Source organism: Streptomyces sp. NPDC058291, assembly GCF_042880855.1.
Taxonomy (GTDB): Bacteria; Actinomycetota; Actinomycetes; order Streptomycetales; family Streptomycetaceae; genus Streptomyces.
Map to the genome: position 1 here is coordinate 1 of NZ_JBHVYK010000050.1, position 17,973 is coordinate 17,973.

Here is a 17,973-nt window from a genome sequence, read left to right on the forward strand (position 1 = left end):
GCGGGGGGGGGTGCTGCCCCGGCCGGCCCACCCGGCGCCCCCCCGGGCGGGGGCCGGCCCCCCCCCCCCCCGCCGGGCGGGGCCCCCCGGGGAGGACCGGGTGCGCCCCGACGGCACGTCGCGTCGAAGGGCGAGCCGCTCAGCCCAGCGGGATGCCGTTGACCGGCAGGCCGTGCGTGGGCAGGCCCTGCAGCGGCAGTCCGCCGAGCAGACCGGCGACGGGCGCGGTGGGGCCCTCGGAGAGCACCTTCCCGGCGACCGGCTGGACGGCGGTCAGGCCCGCGGCGAGCGCCGGCTGGGCCTGGGTCAGCGCCTGCCCGGCGCCGGGCAGCGCCTGGGCCACGTTCTCCACCGGCAGCGTCTTGGTGATGCCGTCCAGGGCCTGGGTGGCGTCCGGGACCGCGGGGGCGGCGTTCGCGGCGCCCGCACCGACGGCGGCGAAGGCGGCGCCGAGAGCGGCGACGCCGAGGGTCTTGGCAGCAGACTGCTTCATGATGAATGCGTCCTCGGATGGGATACGGGGAACTGAGCGGTTCTCGACCGTAAACACGTGGAGGGGTCGGCGGCAAACATCGAAATGCGGGCGGATGGTGAACACCCGCCCGCATTCCGCACCCGGTAAAACCCGGGATTCAGTCCTCCGCGGCGACGGAACCGCTGGTGGAGACGGTCTGCTGGAACAGCCATTCGGACTTGAGCTCGGCATAGCCGGGCTTGATCACGTCATTGATCATGGCCAGTCGTTCATCGAAAGGAATGAATGCTGACTTCATAGCATTGACGGAGAACCACTGCAGATCGTCGAGCGTGTAGCCGAACGCGTCGACCAGGTGCTCGAATTCGCGGCTCATGCCGGTGGCGGACATCAGACGGTTGTCGGTGTTGACGGTGGCCCGGAAGTGCAGCCGGCGCAGCAGCCCGATGGGGTGTTCGGCGTAGGAGGCGACGGCGCCGGTCTGGAGGTTGGAGCTGGGGCACAGCTCCAACGGGATGCGCTTGTCGCGGACGTAGGAGGCGAGCCGGCCGAGTTTCACGCTCCCGTCGGCGGCGACCTCGATGTCGTCGATGATGCGCACCCCGTGTCCGAGCCGGTCGGCGCCGCACCACTGCAGGGCCTGCCAGATGGACGGGAGCCCGAAGGCCTCGCCGGCGTGGATGGTGAAGTGGTTGTTCTCGCGCTTGAGGTACTCGAAGGCGTCGAGGTGCCGGGTGGGCGGGAAGCCCGCCTCCGCGCCGGCGATGTCGAAGCCCACGACTCCGTTGTCCCGGTAGCGGTTGGCGAGTTCGGCGATCTCCAGCGCGCGGGCGGCGTGCCGCATGGCCGTGAGCAGCGCGCCGACGCGGATGCGGCGGCCGTTGTGCCGGGCCGTGCGTTCGCCTTCGCGGAAGCCCTCGTTGACGGCCTCGACGACCTCTTCGAGGCTCAGTCCGCCGTCGAGGTGCTGCTCGGGCGCGTAGCGCACCTCGGCGTAGACGACGCCGTCCTCGGCGAGGTCCTCGGCGCACTCGCGGGCGACCCGCACGAGCGCCTCGCTGGTCTGCATCACGCCGACGGTGTGCGAGAACGTCTCCAAGTACCGTTCCAGGGAGCCGGAGTCGGCGGCCTCGCGGAACCACACGCCGAGCTTGTCGGCGTCGGTCTCCGGGAGTTGGCCGTAGCCGGTCTCCCGGGCGAGGTCGACGATCGTGCCGGGACGCAGCCCGCCGTCGAGGTGGTCGTGCAGCAGAACCTTGGGTGCCCGCCGGATCTGGTCCGAGCTGGGGGCGGTGCCCGCCTGGATGCTCTGGCTCGTCATGGCCGCACTCTAACTCCTACGCGCGTAGACGGCGCGTTTACACCTGCGCCGATATGTAACGGTGACCGCACGGACGGGTGGAGTACATCGGCGCTTCTGACACTGTTCTGTCATGGGACAGGAAGTGACGCCGGTTCGGACGGTCCGGCTGGGGCGGGCGCTCGGCCCGGAGCCGGCGACGGTGGGCGCGGCGGTGCTGCTGCTCCCGGGCGGCGAGGAGGACTCCAGCCGCAGACCGTCCTCCGTGCGGGCCTCCGCCTCCGTCCGGGGCCTCGGGCGCAAGCTCGCGCGGGCCGGCCGCCAGGAGGGTCTGGCCGTCCACGCCGTGCACTACCGCTACCGCGGCTGGAACGGCGGCGAGGCGCACCTCGCGGCCGACGCGACCTGGGCGGCGGACGAGGTGGTCCGGCGCTACGGCGACGTACCGGTGTGTCTGGCCGGCGTCGGCATGGGGGCGCGGGCGGCTCTGCGCGCGGCCGGCCACCAGGCCGTCGACTCGGTGCTGGCGATCGCTCCGTGGCTTCCCGAGGAGGACCTGGCGGCGCCGCCCGAACCGGTGAAGCAGTTGGCGGGGCGACGGGTGCTGATCGTGCACGGCACGCACGACGAACGCTGCGACCCGGAGCTGTCGTTCAGGCTCGCGGCTCGGGCGAAGAAGGCCAACCGGGACGTGTGCCGGTTCGAAGTGCACGCCGACGGCCACGGGTTGCGCCAGTACCGGGCGGAAGTCCTCGCCCTGGCCGAGGACTTCGTCATGGGCACGCTGTTCGGGCGGGCGCTGTCCCGGCCGGTGGTGGACGCGCTGGCGGCTCCGCCGCCGCTGGGGCTGCGGATGCCGCTGGCGGCGGGGTTCGGCAGGTCGCTGCGCCGGTGACGGCGCCCCCGTCGGCCGTCAGGTCGGCAGCAGGTTGCCCCTCCTCGACAGCAGGAACTTCTTGAACGCGGCCACCGGCGGTGTGTCGGGGTGGCCGTCCAGCCAGGCGACGCCGATCTCGCGGGCGGCGCGCGGGGCGGTCACGGTCAGTTCCACGACCCCCGGGCGGGCCACGGCGGGCGGCGGCAGCAGCGCCACCCCGAGGCCGGCCGCCACCAGCCCCCGCAGGGTCTCGGCCTCCTCGCCCTCGAAGGCGACCCGGGGCCGGAAGCCGGCCTCCTTGCACAGATCGTCGGTGATGCGGCGCAGGCCGTAGCCCGGCTCCAGGGTCACGAAGGTCTCGTCGGCGGCCTCGGCCAGGCGGACCCTCCTGCGGGCGGCGAGGCGGTGGTCGGCCGGCACGACCAGACGCAGCTTCTGCTCGTCCAGCCGGCGGGCGACCAGATCGGGGGCGTCCGGGACCGGGGAGGTCAGGCAGAGGTCCAGCTCGCCCGCCCGCAGCCGCTCGATCATCGCCTCGCCGTAGTTCTGGACGAGGCTGAACCGCACGCGCGGGTGATCCGCGCGGAAGGCGTGGATCAGGCCCGGGACGGTCTCCGCGCCCATCGTGTGCAGGAAGCCGAACGCGACCTTGCCGGTGGCCGGGTCGGCGTCGGCCCGCACCTCGTCGGCGGCCCGCTCGACCTCGGCGAGGGCCCGCTCGACGGACGCGAGGAAGGTGCGCCCGGCAGGGGTGAGGGAGACCGTGCGGCCGCGGCGGGCGAACAGGTCGACGCCGAGGTCCTCTTCCAGGCGGACCATGGCCCGCGAGAGCGTCGACTGCGGGACGTTCATCTCCTGGGCGGCCCGCGTGACGTGCTCGGTGCGGGCGACCCCGGCGAAGTACGCGAGCCGGGGGGCCAGCAGCCTCGACATGTCCGTCGTGTCTTCTGTGTCACCGGACGGTGACAGGCGAGCCTGTGACCTCTGTTGATGCACCATGGGAACGATTATGGCCATTCCGTGCATTGGACGGATGAGCGGGGGCGTCCGTAGTTTCGAGGCATGTCTCCCGCCAGTACCGGGGCGTCCACGATCGTGGGCGCCGCCTCGTCCGCCCCCGTCGCCGCCCTCACCGCCGCCCCCCTCGCCGCCGGCCCCTCCCCCGACTCCCGCCTGGCGCCCGGCGGCCCCGGCTACCGCCGGATGAGCTTCGCCCTGTTCCTCGCCGGAGTGGCGACCTTCGCCCTGCTCTACTCCACGCAGGCGCTGCTGCCGCTGATCTCCGGCGACCTCGGGGTGCCGGCGAGCCAGGCGAGCTGGACGGTGGCGGCCGCGACCGGTGGACTGGCCCTGTTCGTGCTGCCGATGAGCGCCCTGTCGGAGCGCTACGGCCGCCGCACGGTGATGACGGCCTCGCTGGCGGTCGCGGTGGCCGTGGGGATGCTGGTCCCCTTCGCCCCCTCCCTGGGCTCCCTCGTCGTGCTGCGGGCGGTGCAGGGCGCCGCGCTGGCCGGGCTCCCGGCGTCGGCGACCGCGTACCTCGCGGAGGAGGTCCGGCCCAAGGCGCTCGTGACGGCGATCGGCCTGTTCGTGGCGGGCAACAGCGTCGGCGGGATGAGCGGCCGGGTCATCACCGGGTGGGTCGCGCAGGAGTGGGGCTGGCGGATCGCGGTCGGCGTGATCGGCGCGCTGGCGGTGGCCTGCGCCGTCGCCTTCCGGCTGCTGCTGCCGGCGCCGCGGCACTTCACGGCGGGCTCCCTGGCCCCCCGCGTCCTGGCCCGTACCGTCCGCGACCACCTGGCCGATCCGCTGCTGCGCCGGCTCTACGCGATCGGCGCGCTGTTCATGACCGTCTTCGGCGGTGTGTACACGGTGATCGGCTACCGCCTGACGGAGGCGCCGTTCTCCCTGCCGCAGGGCATCGTCGGCTCGATCTTCCTGGTCTACCTGGTGGGCACGGTGTCCGCGTCGACGGCGGGCCGGCTGGTCGGCCGGCTCGGCCGCCGGGGCGCGCTCTACCTGGCGGGCGGCACCACGGCCACGGGCCTGCTGCTGTCCCTGGCGGACTCGCTGGCGCCGGTCCTGCTGGGCCTGGTCCTGATCACGGCGGGCTTCTTCGCCGGGCACGCGGTGGCGTCCTCGGCGGTCAGCAAGACGGCGACGACCGGTCGCGCCCAGGCCTCCGCGCTCTACCAGTCCTCCTACTACGTCGGCTCCAGCGTCGGCTCCACGGTGGGGGCGACGGCCTTCCACGCGAGCGGCTGGAGCGGCACGGTCGGCGTGGGCGTCCTGGCGGTGCTCGGCGTCGTGGCGATCACCGCCCTCGGGACCCGCGCGGCGCGGGTCGCCGCACGGCGGGACACGCTGGTGGCCGCTCGCTGACCTCCGGGCCGATCCCCCCGCCCCGTCCGGGCGGGGGGCTTTTCATGCGGTGCGACCGGGTCGGCGCACCCCCTTCCACCTGCGCTTTCATCGACTCGGCAGGCCATTGTCAGTGGGCTGCGGTAGCTTCCGAGGTGCTGGGCGCGAAGACGCGTGACAGGACGGCCACAGGGGTGGGTGGACGATGGGCAACAGCACGGCGACGACGACGGACCTCGACGTCGCACTGGAGAAGCACCGGACGGAACTGACCGGCTACTGCTACCGCATGCTCGGCTCCTCCTTCGAGGCGGAGGACGCGGTGCAGGACACCCTGGTGCGCGCCTGGCGGAGCTACGACAAGTTCGAGGGCCGCTCCAGCCTGCGCTCCTGGCTGTACCGGATCGCCACGAACGTCTGTCTGGACATGCTGAACGCCGGCAACAAGCGGGCCCGTCCGATGGATCTCTCCGGCCCCACCCCCCTCGCCCAGGCCGCGCTCTCCCCCCGTCCCGACACCACCTGGCTGGAGCCGATGCCCGACGCCCGAGTGCTGCCCACGGTGCAGGACCCGGCCGAGGCGGCGGTCGCCAAGGAGTCGGTGCGGCTGGCGTTCATGGCCGCGCTGCAGCAGCTCCCGCCGAAGCAGCGGGCCGTGCTGATCCTGCGGGAGGTCCTGGCGTGGCGGGCGAGCGAGGTCGCCGAACTGCTCGACACCTCGGTCGCCTCGGTCAACAGCGCGCTGCAGCGGGCGCGGGCGACCCTGTCCGAGCAGAAGGCCTCCGGCGCGGACGCGGCGGTGTCGGACCCGCTGGACGAGGAGCAGCGCAAGCTCCTCGAACGCTATGTGGCGGCCTTCGAGGGCTATGACATGACGGCGCTGACGGCCCTGCTGCACGAGGACGCCGTCATGACGATGCCGCCGTTCGACCTGTGGCTGACCGGCCATGCCGACATCGCCGGCTTCATGACCACGTTCGGCTCCGCCTGCGAGGGCTCACGGCTGCTGCCGGTCCAGGTCAACGGCCTGCCGGGCTTCGCCCAGTACAAGCCGGACCCGGAGAAGGGCGGTCACACCCCCTGGGCGATCCAGGTCCTGGAGATCTCAGAGGGCCGCCTCACCGGGTTCCACTTCTACCTCGACACCCAGCGCTGGTTCCCCCTCTTCGGCCTCCCCCTCCACCTCGACGGGGAGCCCGACGAGACGGAGCAGGGCGCGTAGCGCGGGATCGGGGGCGCGCAGCCGTATCCGCCCGCCGGCCCGCCGGGCGGCCAGCTGAAGCCGCGCCAGCAGCTCGACGGCGGCCAGCCCCGGCGGCCCGATCCCGGCGACGTCGCAGACGACGACCCGGGCGTCGGCGTCGGCCAGCAGTGCGAACACGGCGTCGCCGAGCCCGGTCGCCTGTTCTCGGGCGACCGGGCCGGTCAGGGTGAGCACGGGGGGTGTCGTCGCTTCCACGATCGGTAGACCGTGCGCGACGCCTCAACTCATCGGGAAGGGCCGGGGCGACCTACTCGGCGGGGAACTCACCGGTGTCGATGACGAGGTCGAAGGGCGCGGGGAGCTTGAGAGCCTCGCCGAACTTCGCGGTGCTCAGTAGGCGGTGGACGTCGCCCTTCGGTTCTCCGTAGAGCGTCGCGCTGGGGCCTTCGGGGGCCCAGCGGTCGACGAGGAGGTAGAACGGGATGCCCGCGGAGGCGTAGGCGGCGGGCTTGCTGATGCGGTCGTGCCGGGCGTTGGACTTGGACGTGACCTCGACGACGAGCTCGGCCAGTGCGGCCGGGATGTGCGTGTCCGCCTCCGTGTGCTCCCGGACCGGGGCCACGACGAGATCCGGGATGAGCATGCCCAGACGGGACGGCACGGCGAGGGCCAGCGTCTGGAAGATCCCCCAGTCATCGGGGACGACCGAATACAGACGACGCTGAATGCGTTCAGCGATCACGTTGTGGCGGTACGCGGGAGCAGGTGACACGGTGACGATCCCCTCGATGATCTCCACCTTGCTGCCCTCGGGCCATTCCATCTCCTCCCAGAACCGGACGAGGTCGTCCCAGCTCTGCTCGGGGTCGTGGCCCACGGTGAGTGCGCTCATGGCGGTCTCCTTGTCGGTGCGTCACCGAGTCCAGCATGCCGAACGGGACCGGCGGCGGTCCACCGATCCCGTTCACCCGCAAGGGGGCTGTGACACCAGCGGCCTCCGGCCGCGGGTCAGGTCAGGCCAGGTCAGGCGATACGTTCCAGCACGACGGGGGAGGCGGTGAACGCCGTTCCGGGGGCGCTGACGTCGTACGAGCCCTCGACCGCCTGGAGCGCGTACGCGAAGCGCTCCGGGGTGTCGGTGTGCAGGGTGAGCAGCGGCTGGCCGGCCGTGACCGTGTCGCCCGGCTTGGCGTGCAGTTCCACGCCCGCGCCCGCCTGCACCGGGTCCTCCTTGCGGGCGCGCCCCGCGCCGAGCCGCCAGGCGGCGACGCCGATGTCGTAGGCGTCGAGGCGGGTCAGGACGCCCGTCGACGGGGCCTTGATCACGTGCTGTTCCTTCGACGTGGGCAGCGGCGCGTCGGGGTCGCCGCCCTGGGCCGCGATCATGCGGCGCCACACGTCCATGGCCGAGCCGTCGGCCAGGGCCTTCGCCGGGTCGGCGTCCTTCACGCCCGCCGCGTCCAGCATCTCGCGGGCCAGGGCGAGGGTGAGCTCCACGACGTCCGCGGGACCGCCGCCGGCCAGGACCTCGACCGACTCGCGGACCTCCAGCGCGTTGCCCGCGGTCAGACCGAGGGGGGTGCTCATGTCCGTCAGCAGCGCGACCGTCTTCACGCCGTGGTCGGTGCCCAGGCCGACCATCGTCGAGGCGAGCTCACGGGCGTCCTCGATGGTCTTCATGAAGGCGCCGGTGCCGACCTTCACGTCCAGGACCAGCGAGCCCGTGCCCTCCGCGATCTTCTTCGACATGATCGACGAGGCGATCAGCGGGATCGCCTCCACCGTGCCGGTCACGTCGCGCAGCGCGTAGAGCTTCTTGTCGGCCGGGGCCAGGCCGTCGCCCGCCGCGCAGATCACCGCGCCCGTGCCGTCCAGCACGGACAGCATCTCCTCGTTGGAGAGCAGGGCGCGCCAGCCGGGGATCGCCTCCAGCTTGTCCAGCGTGCCGCCGGTGTGGCCGAGACCCCGGCCGGAGAGCTGCGGGACCGCCGCGCCGCAGGCCGCCACCAGGGGGGCCAGGGGGAGGGTGATCTTGTCCCCGACACCGCCCGTGGAGTGCTTGTCGGCCGTCGGGCGGGACAGCGAGGAGAACTCCATGCGCTCGCCGGAGGCGATCATCGCGGCGGTCCAACGGGCGATCTCACGGCGGTTCATGCCGTTGAGGAGGATGGCCATCGCGAGCGCGGACATCTGCTCGTCGGCGACCTCCCCGCGGGTGTACGCGTCGATGACCCAGTCGATCTGCTCGTCGCTGAGCTCGCCGCGGTCCCGCTTGGTGCGGATGACGGAGATGGCGTCCATGGCCATGACTTGGCTTCCTTCCGAGGGTTCCAGAAGCCGCACGGCCCCTCTGAGCGTGTCGCGTGAGCAACGCAGAGGGGCCGCACGGGAATTACTTGGTGAGATGGTCCGGACCGAAGGCCTGGGGCAGCATCTCGGACAGCGGCAGGATGCCCGCCGGGGTCTCCAGGAGCAGGTCGGGGCCCCCGAACTCGTGCAGGAGCTGCCGGCAGCGGCCGCACGGGACGAGGATCTCGCCCCGGCCGTCGACGCACGTGAAGTGCGTCAGCCGGCCGCCGCCGGTCCGCTGCAGCTCCGAGACCAGCCCGCACTCGGCGCACAGGCCGAGCCCGTAGGAGGCGTTCTCGACGTTGCAGCCGGAGACCGTGCGGCCGTCGTCGACCAGGGCGGCGACCCCGACGGGGTAGCCCGAGTAGGGGGCGTACGCGTGGGACATGGCCTCGCGGGCCAGCTCGCGCAGCGCCGCCCAGTCGACGCCGGGCCGCGGGGTCACTTGCCCTGGCCCTTCCGGTAGCGCATGCCGTCGGCTTTCGGCATGCGCAGCCGCTGTGCGGACAGCGACAGCACCAGCAGCGTGACGACGTACGGGGTGGCGCCCACGAAGTCGCTGGGGACCTCGTCGGTGAACAGGTACCAGAGCAGGACGAGCGCGGCCACGATGAGGCAGGTGCCGCCCTGCCAGTGCGCCTTGCGGTACAGCTTCCAGCCGGCCAGTCCGGCGAGCAGCACGACCAGCAGGAGCAGCAGCGCGTGGACGGTCTCGCCGCCGTTGCGCAGCTGCAGCGCGTCGGAGTAGCCGAACAGGCCCGCGCCCATCGCCAGCCCGCCGGGACGCCAGTTGCCGAAGATCATGGCCGCGAGGCCGATGTATCCGCGGCCGCCGGTCTGGCCCTCCAGGTAGGTGTGGGAGGTGACCAGGGCGAGGAACGCGCCGCCGAGGCCGGCGAGGCCGCCGGAGACCGCCACGGCCGCGTACTTGTACTTGTAGACGTTGACGCCGAGGGACTCCGCGGCGACCGGGTTCTCACCGCAGGAGCGCAGCCGCAGGCCGAACGGGGTGCGCCACAGCAGCCACCAGCTGCCCACGAAGAGCAGGATGGCGAAGAGCGTCACCACGGACAGGTGGGTGACCAGTCCGCCGAGGATGCCCGCGAGGTCGGAGATCAGGAACCAGTGGTGGTTCTCGAGGGACTGCAGGGCGTCCGAGAGACCGGGGACGCTGATGTCGGGCAGCGCCTCCACGGGCGGGGACTGCTTGGGGTTGCCGCCGGCCTCGGCCGGCTTGCCCTCCGAGAAGAAGATCTTGGCGAGGTACTGGGTGGTGCCGAGCGCGAGCAGGTTGACGGCGACACCGGAGACGATGTGGTCGACGCCGAAGGTGATGGTCGCGACGGCGTGCACCAGACCGCCGAGGACGCCGAAGCCGATGCCGCACAGCAGGCCGAGCCAGGGGTTGGACTGCCAGCCGATCCAGCCGGCGCCGAAGGTGCCGAGGATCATCATGCCCTCGAGGCCGATGTTGACCACGCCGGACCGCTCGGACCACAGACCCGCCAGACCGGCGAGGCCGATGGGCACGGCCAGGCCGAGGGCGGCGGAGACCTGGCCGTCGGAGGTGAGCTGGTTGGCCCCGGTGGCGACCCGGACCGCGGCGACGAGCAGCAGCGCGCCGGCGACGATCATGAGGATCTGGCCGACCGAACGGCCCGACCGGCCGTCCCGGGCGTCGGCCTTGGGCGCCGCGGGGGGCGGCGTGTCGGTCATCGTGGCAGTCATCACGCCACCTCCTGCTTCTGGGTCGTGGCAGCGGCCTGGGCGGCGAGCTCGGCGCCGACGCGCTGCTGCTGACGCTTGAGGCCGTAGCGGCGGACGAGCTCGTAGGCGATGACGACGCACAGGACGATGACGCCCTGGATGACGCCGAGGATCTCCTTGTCGTACCCCTCGAACTCGAGGTGGTTGGTCGTGCGCTCCAGGAAGCCCCAGAGCAGCGCGCCGAGCGCGATGCCGACCGGGTTGTTGCGGCCGAGCAGGGCGATGGCGATGCCCGTGAAGCCGATGCCGGACGGGAAGTCGTTGCTGAACTGGTGGCTGTCGTTGAGCAGGGTCGGCATGCCGATCAGACCGGCCACCGCGCCGGAGATGACCATGCTGGTGGCGATCATCTTCTTGACGGAGACGCCGCTCGCGGCGGCGGCGCTCTCGGACTGGCCGACCGTGCGCAGGTCGAAGCCGAACCGGGTGCGGCCGAGCACGAACCAGTACGCGACGCCGACGAGCACGGCGATGACGACGAAGCCCCACAGCACGCCGGCCGGGCCGGTGTCGATGCTGAAGAAGTACGAGGACTTCGCCAGCGGCTTGGTGGAGATGACCGTGCCGCCGCTCTGCAGCTCGGCGAGCTTTCCGGGCTGCAGCAGGAAGGCGATGAGCGCGGTGGCGATCGCGTTGAGCATGATCGTCGAGATGACCTCGCTGACCCCGCGGGTCACCTTGAGGACGCCGGCGATGCCCGCCCACACGGCGCCGGTCGCCATGGCGCACAGGATGATCAGCGGGATGGAGATCCAGCCGGGCGTGGTAAGCGCGCCGCCGAGGACGGCGGCGAAGAACGCGGCGAGCCGGTACTGGCCGTCGACGCCGATGTTGAACAGGTTCATGCGGAAGCCGATGGCCACCGCGACGCCTGCCAGGTAGTACGTCGTCGCCTTGTTGAGGATGTAGACCTGGCTGTCGCTGGCGGAGCCGTAGGTCAGCATGTCGCTGAAGGCGGCGCCCGGGTTCTTGCCGGTGGCCAGGATCACCAGGGTCGTGACGACGATCGCGGCGACGAGCGCCAGCAGCGGCGCCGCGATGCCGAGGAGCAGCCGCTCCTTGTCGATCCGCTTGGTCAGCTTGTTCATCGGGCGTCGTCCTCTGTGTGCTCCAGGTGGCCGCTGGCCGCGCCCGTCATGGCGGAGCCCAGCTCCTCGGGGGTGATCGTGGCGGGGTCGGCGTCGGCGACCAGCCGGCCGCGGTACATCACCCGCAGGGTGTCGGAGAGCCCGATGAGCTCGTCCAGGTCGGCGGAGATCAGCAGCACGGCCAGGCCCTCACGGCGGGCCTCGCGGATGTGGTCCCAGATCGCGGCCTGCGCGCCGACGTCCACACCGCGGGTGGGGTGGGCGGCGATGAGGAGCTTGGGCGCGTGGCTCATCTCGCGGCCGACGATCAGCTTCTGCTGGTTGCCGCCGGAGAGGGAGGCGGCGGTCACGTCGATGCCGGGCGTGCGGACGTCGTACGCCTGGACGATGCGGTCGGTGTCGGTGCGGGCGGCCTTGATGTCGAGCAGCTGGCCGCGGGAGTTGGGCTTCTCGGTGACATGGCCGAGGATGCGGTTCTCCCACAGCGGCGCTTCGAGGAGCAGGCCGTGGCGGTGCCGGTCCTCGGGGATGTAGCCGACGCCGGCCTCGCGGCGGCGGCGGGTGGGGGTGTGCGAGATGTCGGCGCCGTCGAGGGTGATGACGCCGGCGTCCGGGTCGCGGATGCCCATGATCGCCTCGACCAGCTCGGACTGGCCGTTGCCCTCCACGCCGGCGATGCCGAGGACCTCGCCCTTGTGGATGGTGAAGGAGATCTCGTCGAGGATGATCCGCTCGACGCCGTCGAGGTCCGTCTGGGTCAGGTGCAGCCCGTCCAGCGTCAGCAGCGGGACGTCGGTGACCGTGGACTCCTCCGTCTCCGGCGTGGGCAGTTCGCTGCCGACCATCAGCTCTGCGAGCTGCTTGGGGGTGGTGCCCGCCGGCTCGACCGTGCCGACCGTGGTGCCGCGCCGGATGACGGTGATCTCGTCGGCGACGGACAGCACCTCGCCCAGCTTGTGGGAGATGAAGATGACCGTGAGGCCCTCGGCCTTCAGCTCGCGCAGGTTGTCGAAGAGGGCGTCGACCTCCTGGGGCACGAGGACGGCGGTGGGCTCGTCGAGGATGAGCGTCTTCGCGCCGCGGTAGAGGACCTTGAGGATCTCCACGCGCTGGCGGTCGGCGACGCCGAGTTCCTCCAGCAGCACGTCGGGCCGGACGTTCAGCCCGTAGGCGTCGGAGATCTCCCGGATCTTGGCGCGGGCCTTGGCGCCGATGCCGTGGAGCTTCTCCGCGCCGAGGACCACGTTCTCCAGGACGGTGAGGTTGTCGGCGAGCATGAAGTGCTGGTGCACCATGCCGATGCCGCGGGCGATGGCGTCGGCGGGGTTGCCGAAGGCGACGCGCTCGCCGTTCACCGTGATGGTGCCCTCGTCCGGCTGCTGCATGCCGTAGAGGATCTTCATCAGGGTGGACTTGCCGGCGCCGTTCTCACCGCACAGGGCGTGGACGGTGCCCGTGCGCACGGTGATGTCGATGTCGCGGTTGGCGACGACGCCGGGGAAGCGCTTGGTGATGCCGCGCAGTTCGACGGCAGCGGGAGGGCTGGACGCGTTGATGGCGCACTCTCCTCGGGGAAAAGGGGCTGCGTGGGGAGGGCAGGCGTCGGCGACGCTAGCGCGGCAACTCCATGCTACACGCGTAGAGTTGACACATTGTTATGGCTCGACGAGGGGGGTTCTCGTACACCCCCCTCGTCGAGCCGGGGTCCGGGTGGACCGTCAGATCACGGGGTGGTCTTGACCGTGATGGTGCCGTCGACGATCTTCTTCTTCGCCGCGTCCAGCTGGGTCTTGATGTCGTCGATGAAGCCACCGCTGGTGGCGAGCGAGACACCGTTCTTCGCGAGGGTGTAGTTGTTCTGGCCCGTCAGCGGCTTGCCGTCGTGGACGGACTTGATGAAGTCGTACACGCCGACGTCGACGTTCTTGACCATCGAGGTCAGGATCGCGTTCTTGTACTTGGCCAGGCCCGGGATGTTGTACTGGTCCGAGTCCACGCCGATGGCCCAGGCGCCCTTGGCGCCGGCCACGGCCTCGATGGCGCCGTTGCCGGAGGAGCCGGCCGCCGTGTAGATGACGTCGGCGCCGTTGTCGAGCATGCCGGACGCGGCCTCCTTGCCCTTGTCGGGGCTGGAGAAGCCGGACAGGTCGGAGCCGTGGGTCAGGTACTGGACGTCGACCTTGACCTTCGGCTTGGTGTCCTTGACGCCCTGGGCGTAGCCCGCCTCGAACTTCTTGATCAGCGGGGTGTCGACACCGCCGACGAAGCCGACGTGGTCCTTCTTCGTCTTCAGCGCCGCGGCGACACCGGCCAGGTAGGAACCCTGCTCCTCGGTGAAGGTGATGCTGTCGACGTTCTTGGCGTCCACCACCGAGTCGACGATGCCGAAGCTGACCTTCGGGAACTTCGCGGCGACCTTGGCCATCGAGGCGGCGTAGGAGAAGCCGACGCCGACGACGGGGTTGTAGCCGGCCTGGGCGAGGTCCGTCAGACGCTGCTCGCGGTCGGCCTCGGTGTCGGAGTTCTTGGCGGTCAGCTCCTTGGTCGAGCCGCCGAACTCGGACTTGGCCTTGTCGGCGCCGCGCGCGGCGGAGTCGTTGAAGGAACGGTCACCACGGCCGCCGACGTCGAAGGCGAGACCGATCTTGACGCCCGAGCCGCTGCCCGCGGAGGCGGAGGACGAGCTGTCGCTGTCGGAAGAGGTGCTGCCACATGCTGTGGCAGTCAGTGCGAGAGCTGCGGTAGCGATACACGCAGCGGAAAGCTTGGCTACCCGGCGCACGGGAAGGCTCCTTCACCTGACCTGAGCGCCTCGTAGGCGCTTGATGTGAGCACCATGCCAGTGCTCGAGCCAGGACGCCTTGGCGGCGTCGGCTTCGCGGCATCGTAACGCGCGTAGATGTCAGAAAAACACCCCTCGCGACGCCGTTATCGATTCGAGGCGAACACCGTCTGAACTCGGTCCCTTACAGCTTCGCGCCGTTGATTTCGAACCGGGGACGAATGGCTTACAACAGTGTTGCGCCAGACGGCGCAACGGCCCTCACGGACCCTTGCGCCGCCCATGGCTCACCTGCCGGCCGCGTCCAGCAGGGCCGCCGCGGTGAAGAGCTCCACGCCGGCGGTGATCGCCGACTCGTCCGCGTCGAAGTCGCCCTGGTGCAGGTCGCGCACCGTCCGCTCGCCGGGCGGGCGCACGCCGAGGCGGGCCATCGCGCCGGGCACCCGCTCCAGGTACCAGGAGAAGTCCTCGCCGCCCAGGCTCTGCTCGGTGGCCTCGACGGCCGTCTCGCCGCGCCGGGCGATCATGGCGTCGCGCAGCAGGCCCGTGACGTCGGCGTCGTTGACGACCGGCGGGACGCCCCGCACGTAGTTGATCTCGGACTTGGCGCGGTGCAGGTTGGCGACCTCGTCGATGGCGGCGACGACGATGTCCGGGGCCTGCCGCCAGGCGTCGAGGTCCAGGCAGCGGACGGTGCCGGACAGCTCGGCGTGCTGGGGGATCACGTTGGGGGCGTGGCCGCTCTCGATCCGGCCCCAGGTGACCGCGAGCCCGGCCCGGGTGTCGACCCGTCGTCCGACCAGCGCGGGCACGTCGGTGACCACGCGGGCGGCCGCCGTGACCAGGTCGGTGGTGAGGTGGGGTCGGGCGGTGTGGCCGCCGGGCCCGTCCAGGGAGATCTCCAGCCGGTCGCAGGCGGAGGTGATGGCGCCCTCGCGCAGACCGATCCGGCCCGCGTCGACCCGGGGGTCGCAGTGCACGGCGATGATCCGGCCGACGCCCTTCAGCGCGCCGTCCGCGATGGCGTCGGCGGCGCCGCCGGGCAGCACCTCCTCGGCGGGCTGGAAGATCAGCCGCACGGGTCGCGGGAGCCGGCCCTGGCGGTGCAGGTCGGCCAGGACGAGTCCGGCGCCCAGGACGACGGTGGTGTGGACGTCGTGGCCGCAGGCGTGCGCGCGGTCGGGGACGGTGGACCGGTAGGCGCACTCGGCCTTGGTGTCCGGGATGGGGAGCGCGTCGATGTCGGCGCGCAGGGCGAGGACGGGCACGCCGTCGGCCGCGCCCACGGTCCCGATGTCGCAGATGAGGCCGGTCCCGACGGCGAGCACGCGTGGTGCGAGCCCCGCCTTCTCCAGGCGGGCCTTGATCGCGGCCGTCGTACGGAACTCCTGGTTTCCCAGCTCAGGGTGCATGTGCAGGTCGCGGCGGAAGGCCACGAGCTCTGCGCGCAGCGCCTCCGGCAGGACGCCGGGGAGGGTGTCTTCCCCTGAGGGATCGGCCTCGGACTCTCGGGACATCAGTTGCTTCACCCTCTGAAGGGTAGGACGCCGAAGCGGTCGACCGACCTACGATCAACAAAACTTCAACCCGTCAGGCGAAGAAAAGTCGGCCGCGCGGCGCATGGCTGCTGTGGGAGATGGGTAAACTCCGCCGATTTCCGGTCGGCTCCCACACTTCTTCCTCCCTTCACGGATACCACGGACCACTCGAGGCACGCCGGATCTGTCCATGTTCCGGGATCGATCTTCCGGCGGCGCCGGGTCCCGCCGGAGCGCGCCCGGCCGCCGAACCGCCACGTGCGGGCCCCGGTCCATCCGACCCCGTGGCGCGCGGCGATCCCGGCGACGACGCACGCTGGACGACGGGGTCTTCCTGGTCCGCCCGGACGGCTATGTGGGCTGGGCGGGCGAGACGGAGGCGGGGACGGCCGGGTACCGCGCCCGCCGCGGGCCGCGCTAGGGACCAACACAGGACCTCGCCAGGGAAACCTGGCCGGTGGCCCTCCATCTGTTGGGGGCCAGGGGCGGCCGCCGTCGGGCTCAGAACGTGTCCGACGGCACGTACGTCCCCCAGACCCCTCGGAGGGCGTCGCACACCTCGCCCACCGTCGCCCGGGCGCGCAGCGCGTCCTTCATCGGGTACAGGACGTTGTCCTCGCCCTCCGCGGCCTTCTTCAGGGCGTCCAGGGCCGCGTCCACCGCCCGCCGGTCGCGCCCGGCCCGCAGACCGGCGAGCCGTTCGGCCTGCCGGGCCTCGATGGCCGGGTCGACCCGGAGCGGCTCGTAGGGCTCCTCGGCGTCGAGGCGGAAACGGTTGACGCCGACCACGACCCGCTCGCCGGAGTCGGTCTCCTGGGCGATGCGGTAGGCGTTGTGCTCGATCTCGCTCTTCTGGAAGCCGTGCTCGATGGCCGCCACCGCCCCGCCGAGGTCCTCGACCCTCCTCATCAGCCCCACGGCCGCCGCCTCGACGTCGTCGGTCATCTTCTCGACGACGTAGGAGCCCGCGAAGGGGTCGACGGTCGCCGTCACGTCCGTCTCGTAGGCCAGCACCTGCTGGGTGCGCAGGGCGAGGCGCGCGCTCTTGTCGGTCGGCAGCGCGATCGCCTCGTCGAAGGAGTTGGTGTGCAGGGACTGGGTGCCGCCCAGGACCGCGGCCAGGCCCTGGACCGCGACCCGGACCAGGTTCACCTCGGGCTGCTGGGCCGTCAGCTGGACGCCCGCCGTCTGTGTGTGGAAGCGCAGCATCAGCGACTTCGGGTTGCGCGCGCCGAACTCCTCCCTCATCACCCGGGCCCAGATCCGGCGCGCGGCGCGGAACTTGGCGACCTCTTCGAGGATCGTCGTGCGGGCCACGAAGAAGAAGGAGAGCCGGGGCGCGAAGTCGTCCACGTCCATCCCCGCCGCCACCGCCGTCCGCACGTACTCGACGCCGTCCGCCAGGGTGAAGGCGATCTCCTGCGCGGGCGAGGCCCCCGCCTCCGCCATGTGGTAGCCGGAGATCGAGATGGTGTTCCACTTCGGCATCTCGGCCCTGCAGTACCGGAAGACGTCGGCGGTCAGCCGCAGCGAGGGCTTCGGCGGGAAGATGTACGTCCCGCGCGCGATGTACTCCTTGAGGACGTCGTTCTGGACCGTGCCGGCGAGCCGCGCCGCCGGGACGCCCTGTTCCTCGCCGACCAGTTGGTACATCAGCAGGAGCAGCGCCGCGGGCGCGTTGATCGTCATCGACGTCGAGACCTCGTCCAGCGGTATCCCGCCGAACAGCACCCGCATGTCCTCGACCGAGTCGACGGCCACGCCCACCTTGCCGACCTCGCCGTGGGCGATCGGGGCGTCGGAGTCGTGGCCCATCTGGGTGGGCAGGTCGAAGGCGACCGACAGGCCCGTCGTGCCGTGGGCGATGAGCTGCCGGTAGCGGGCGTTGGACTCCGCCGCGGTGCCGAAGCCCGCGTACTGGCGCATGGTCCAGGGGCGGCCGGTGTACATCGACGGGTACACGCCCCGGGTGAAGGGGTAGCCGCCGGGCTCGCCCAGCTTCTCGGAAGGATCCCAGCCGGCCAGATCCTGCGGGCCGTAGACGGGCTCGATGGGCAGTCCGGACTCCGACTCACGCGCCATGGGTGCGATGCCTCCCGCCGGTGTCTCCCCGCTGGTGTCTCCGCGCTGGGACCTTCCTCACAGGATGGCCGCAGACGCCGGTCCTCACCATGCAGGAGAGCGCGGGGCGCGCCCGGAGACGTTCAAAGGCTTCAGGGGCGCGGACGGGAC

The 17,973-nt window shown here is 71.6% G+C and carries 17 protein-coding genes; 4 read left to right on the forward strand and 13 right to left on the reverse strand.

Going from position 1 to position 17,973, the window contains the following annotated elements; translation table 11 throughout:
* Nucleotides 1-139 precede the first annotated feature (139 nt).
* Both ACFVYK_RS23790 and ACFVYK_RS23795 read right to left on the reverse strand, forming a co-directional pair.
* On the reverse strand, nucleotides 140-493 hold the full coding sequence (locus tag ACFVYK_RS23790) for an ATP-binding protein (protein ID WP_389777341.1): 354 nt from the start codon (nucleotides 491-493) through the stop codon (nucleotides 140-142).
* Nucleotides 494-632: 139 nt separating this feature from the next.
* Nucleotides 633-1,796 carry an adenosine deaminase gene (locus ACFVYK_RS23795; RefSeq protein WP_389777344.1) on the reverse strand — a complete coding sequence of 388 codons (1,164 nt, stop codon included), beginning with the start codon at nucleotides 1,794-1,796 and terminating at the stop codon, nucleotides 633-635.
* Between the two features lie 112 nt (nucleotides 1,797-1,908).
* Between ACFVYK_RS23795 and ACFVYK_RS23800 the strand changes: the two genes are divergently transcribed.
* Nucleotides 1,909-2,670 carry a prolyl oligopeptidase family serine peptidase gene (locus ACFVYK_RS23800; protein ID WP_389777346.1) on the forward strand — a complete coding sequence of 254 codons (762 nt, stop codon included), beginning with the start codon at nucleotides 1,909-1,911 and terminating at the stop codon, nucleotides 2,668-2,670.
* Nucleotides 2,671-2,688: 18 nt separating this feature from the next.
* Here ACFVYK_RS23800 and ACFVYK_RS23805 read toward each other — a convergent pair whose 3' ends face one another.
* Nucleotides 2,689-3,651: a LysR substrate-binding domain-containing protein gene (locus tag ACFVYK_RS23805; protein WP_389777349.1), complete on the reverse strand. Its 963-nt coding sequence runs from the start codon at nucleotides 3,649-3,651 to the stop codon at nucleotides 2,689-2,691.
* Nucleotides 3,652-3,714: 63 nt separating this feature from the next.
* Here ACFVYK_RS23805 and ACFVYK_RS23810 point away from each other — a divergent pair, with 63 nt between their 5' ends.
* Together ACFVYK_RS23810 and ACFVYK_RS23815 are read left to right on the forward strand one after the other, a co-directional pair.
* Nucleotides 3,715-5,034 carry an MFS transporter gene (locus ACFVYK_RS23810; protein ID WP_389777352.1) on the forward strand — a complete coding sequence of 440 codons (1,320 nt, stop codon included), beginning with the start codon at nucleotides 3,715-3,717 and terminating at the stop codon, nucleotides 5,032-5,034.
* Nucleotides 5,035-5,218: 184 nt separating this feature from the next.
* Nucleotides 5,219-6,235, forward strand: a complete 1,017-nt coding sequence (locus tag ACFVYK_RS23815; RefSeq protein WP_389777355.1) for a sigma-70 family RNA polymerase sigma factor — start codon at nucleotides 5,219-5,221, stop codon at nucleotides 6,233-6,235.
* Here ACFVYK_RS23815 and ACFVYK_RS23820 read toward each other — a convergent pair.
* From ACFVYK_RS23820 to ACFVYK_RS23860, 9 genes are all read right to left on the reverse strand, one after another.
* Nucleotides 6,119-6,472: an STAS domain-containing protein gene (locus ACFVYK_RS23820; protein WP_389777358.1), complete on the reverse strand. Its 354-nt coding sequence runs from the start codon at nucleotides 6,470-6,472 to the stop codon at nucleotides 6,119-6,121. The two genes, ACFVYK_RS23815 and ACFVYK_RS23820, sit on opposite strands and share 117 nt — an antisense overlap.
* 52 nt (nucleotides 6,473-6,524) lie before the next feature.
* Entirely contained in the window at nucleotides 6,525-7,109 is a 585-nt protein-coding gene (locus ACFVYK_RS23825) for a Uma2 family endonuclease (RefSeq protein ID WP_389777360.1), read from the reverse strand.
* A 131-nt stretch (nucleotides 7,110-7,240) separates the two neighbouring features.
* Nucleotides 7,241-8,524: a thymidine phosphorylase gene (locus ACFVYK_RS23830; RefSeq protein ID WP_389777363.1), complete on the reverse strand. Its 1,284-nt coding sequence runs from the start codon at nucleotides 8,522-8,524 to the stop codon at nucleotides 7,241-7,243.
* 85 nt (nucleotides 8,525-8,609) lie between these two features.
* Complete coding sequence (locus ACFVYK_RS23835) at nucleotides 8,610-9,011, reverse strand: cytidine deaminase (RefSeq protein WP_389777366.1); 402 nt, start codon at nucleotides 9,009-9,011, stop codon at nucleotides 8,610-8,612.
* On the reverse strand, nucleotides 9,008-10,294 hold the full coding sequence (locus ACFVYK_RS23840; RefSeq protein WP_389777369.1) for an ABC transporter permease: 1,287 nt from the start codon (nucleotides 10,292-10,294) through the stop codon (nucleotides 9,008-9,010). Before ACFVYK_RS23840 ends, ACFVYK_RS23835 begins: the two co-directional genes overlap by 4 nt.
* On the reverse strand, nucleotides 10,294-11,421 hold the full coding sequence (locus tag ACFVYK_RS23845; protein ID WP_389777371.1) for an ABC transporter permease: 1,128 nt from the start codon (nucleotides 11,419-11,421) through the stop codon (nucleotides 10,294-10,296). The genes ACFVYK_RS23840 and ACFVYK_RS23845 overlap by 1 nt, the downstream gene beginning before the upstream one ends.
* On the reverse strand, nucleotides 11,418-12,977 hold the full coding sequence (locus tag ACFVYK_RS23850) for an ABC transporter ATP-binding protein (RefSeq protein WP_389777462.1): 1,560 nt from the start codon (nucleotides 12,975-12,977) through the stop codon (nucleotides 11,418-11,420). The genes ACFVYK_RS23845 and ACFVYK_RS23850 overlap by 4 nt, the downstream gene beginning before the upstream one ends.
* A 167-nt stretch (nucleotides 12,978-13,144) precedes the next feature.
* Nucleotides 13,145-14,203, reverse strand: coding sequence for a BMP family protein (locus ACFVYK_RS23855; RefSeq protein ID WP_389777374.1), 1,059 nt, complete (start codon nucleotides 14,201-14,203; stop codon nucleotides 13,145-13,147).
* Between the two features lie 287 nt (nucleotides 14,204-14,490).
* On the reverse strand, nucleotides 14,491-15,720 hold the full coding sequence (locus tag ACFVYK_RS23860; RefSeq protein ID WP_389777465.1) for an amidohydrolase: 1,230 nt from the start codon (nucleotides 15,718-15,720) through the stop codon (nucleotides 14,491-14,493).
* Nucleotides 15,721-15,931: 211 nt separating this feature from the next.
* Between ACFVYK_RS23860 and ACFVYK_RS23865 the strand changes: the two genes are divergently transcribed.
* Nucleotides 15,932-16,162 carry a hypothetical protein gene (locus ACFVYK_RS23865; RefSeq protein ID WP_389777377.1) on the forward strand — a complete coding sequence of 77 codons (231 nt, stop codon included), beginning with the start codon at nucleotides 15,932-15,934 and terminating at the stop codon, nucleotides 16,160-16,162.
* Nucleotides 16,163-16,242: 80 nt separating this feature from the next.
* On the opposite strand, the gene ACFVYK_RS23870 is transcribed toward ACFVYK_RS23865, so the two are convergent.
* Nucleotides 16,243-17,823 (reverse strand): methylmalonyl-CoA mutase, encoded by a 1,581-nt coding sequence (locus ACFVYK_RS23870; RefSeq protein WP_389777380.1) that lies wholly within the window; start codon nucleotides 17,821-17,823, stop codon nucleotides 16,243-16,245.
* Nucleotides 17,824-17,973: the final 150 nt, after the last annotated feature.

Bases quoted from the DNA above. Each gene is read 5' to 3' on its own strand.
- ACFVYK_RS23790 (WP_389777341.1), bottom strand. From the start codon at position 493: ATGAAGCAGTCTGCTGCCAAGACCCTCGGCGTCGCCGCTCTCGGCGCC.
- ACFVYK_RS23795 (WP_389777344.1), bottom strand. From the start codon at position 1,796: ATGACGAGCCAGAGCATCCAGGCGGGCACCGCCCCCAGCTCGGACCAG.
- ACFVYK_RS23800 (WP_389777346.1), top strand. From the start codon at position 1,909: ATGGGACAGGAAGTGACGCCGGTTCGGACGGTCCGGCTGGGGCGGGCG.
- ACFVYK_RS23805 (WP_389777349.1), bottom strand. From the start codon at position 3,651: ATGGTGCATCAACAGAGGTCACAGGCTCGCCTGTCACCGTCCGGTGAC.
- ACFVYK_RS23810 (WP_389777352.1), top strand. From the start codon at position 3,715: ATGTCTCCCGCCAGTACCGGGGCGTCCACGATCGTGGGCGCCGCCTCG.
- ACFVYK_RS23815 (WP_389777355.1), top strand. From the start codon at position 5,219: ATGGGCAACAGCACGGCGACGACGACGGACCTCGACGTCGCACTGGAG.
- ACFVYK_RS23825 (WP_389777360.1), bottom strand. From the start codon at position 7,109: ATGAGCGCACTCACCGTGGGCCACGACCCCGAGCAGAGCTGGGACGAC.
- ACFVYK_RS23830 (WP_389777363.1), bottom strand. From the start codon at position 8,524: ATGGCCATGGACGCCATCTCCGTCATCCGCACCAAGCGGGACCGCGGC.
- ACFVYK_RS23840 (WP_389777369.1), bottom strand. From the start codon at position 10,294: ATGACTGCCACGATGACCGACACGCCGCCCCCCGCGGCGCCCAAGGCC.
- ACFVYK_RS23845 (WP_389777371.1), bottom strand. From the start codon at position 11,421: ATGAACAAGCTGACCAAGCGGATCGACAAGGAGCGGCTGCTCCTCGGC.
- ACFVYK_RS23860 (WP_389777465.1), bottom strand. From the start codon at position 15,720: ATGTCCCGAGAGTCCGAGGCCGATCCCTCAGGGGAAGACACCCTCCCC.
- ACFVYK_RS23865 (WP_389777377.1), top strand. From the start codon at position 15,932: ATGTTCCGGGATCGATCTTCCGGCGGCGCCGGGTCCCGCCGGAGCGCG.
- ACFVYK_RS23870 (WP_389777380.1), bottom strand. From the start codon at position 17,823: ATGGCGCGTGAGTCGGAGTCCGGACTGCCCATCGAGCCCGTCTACGGC.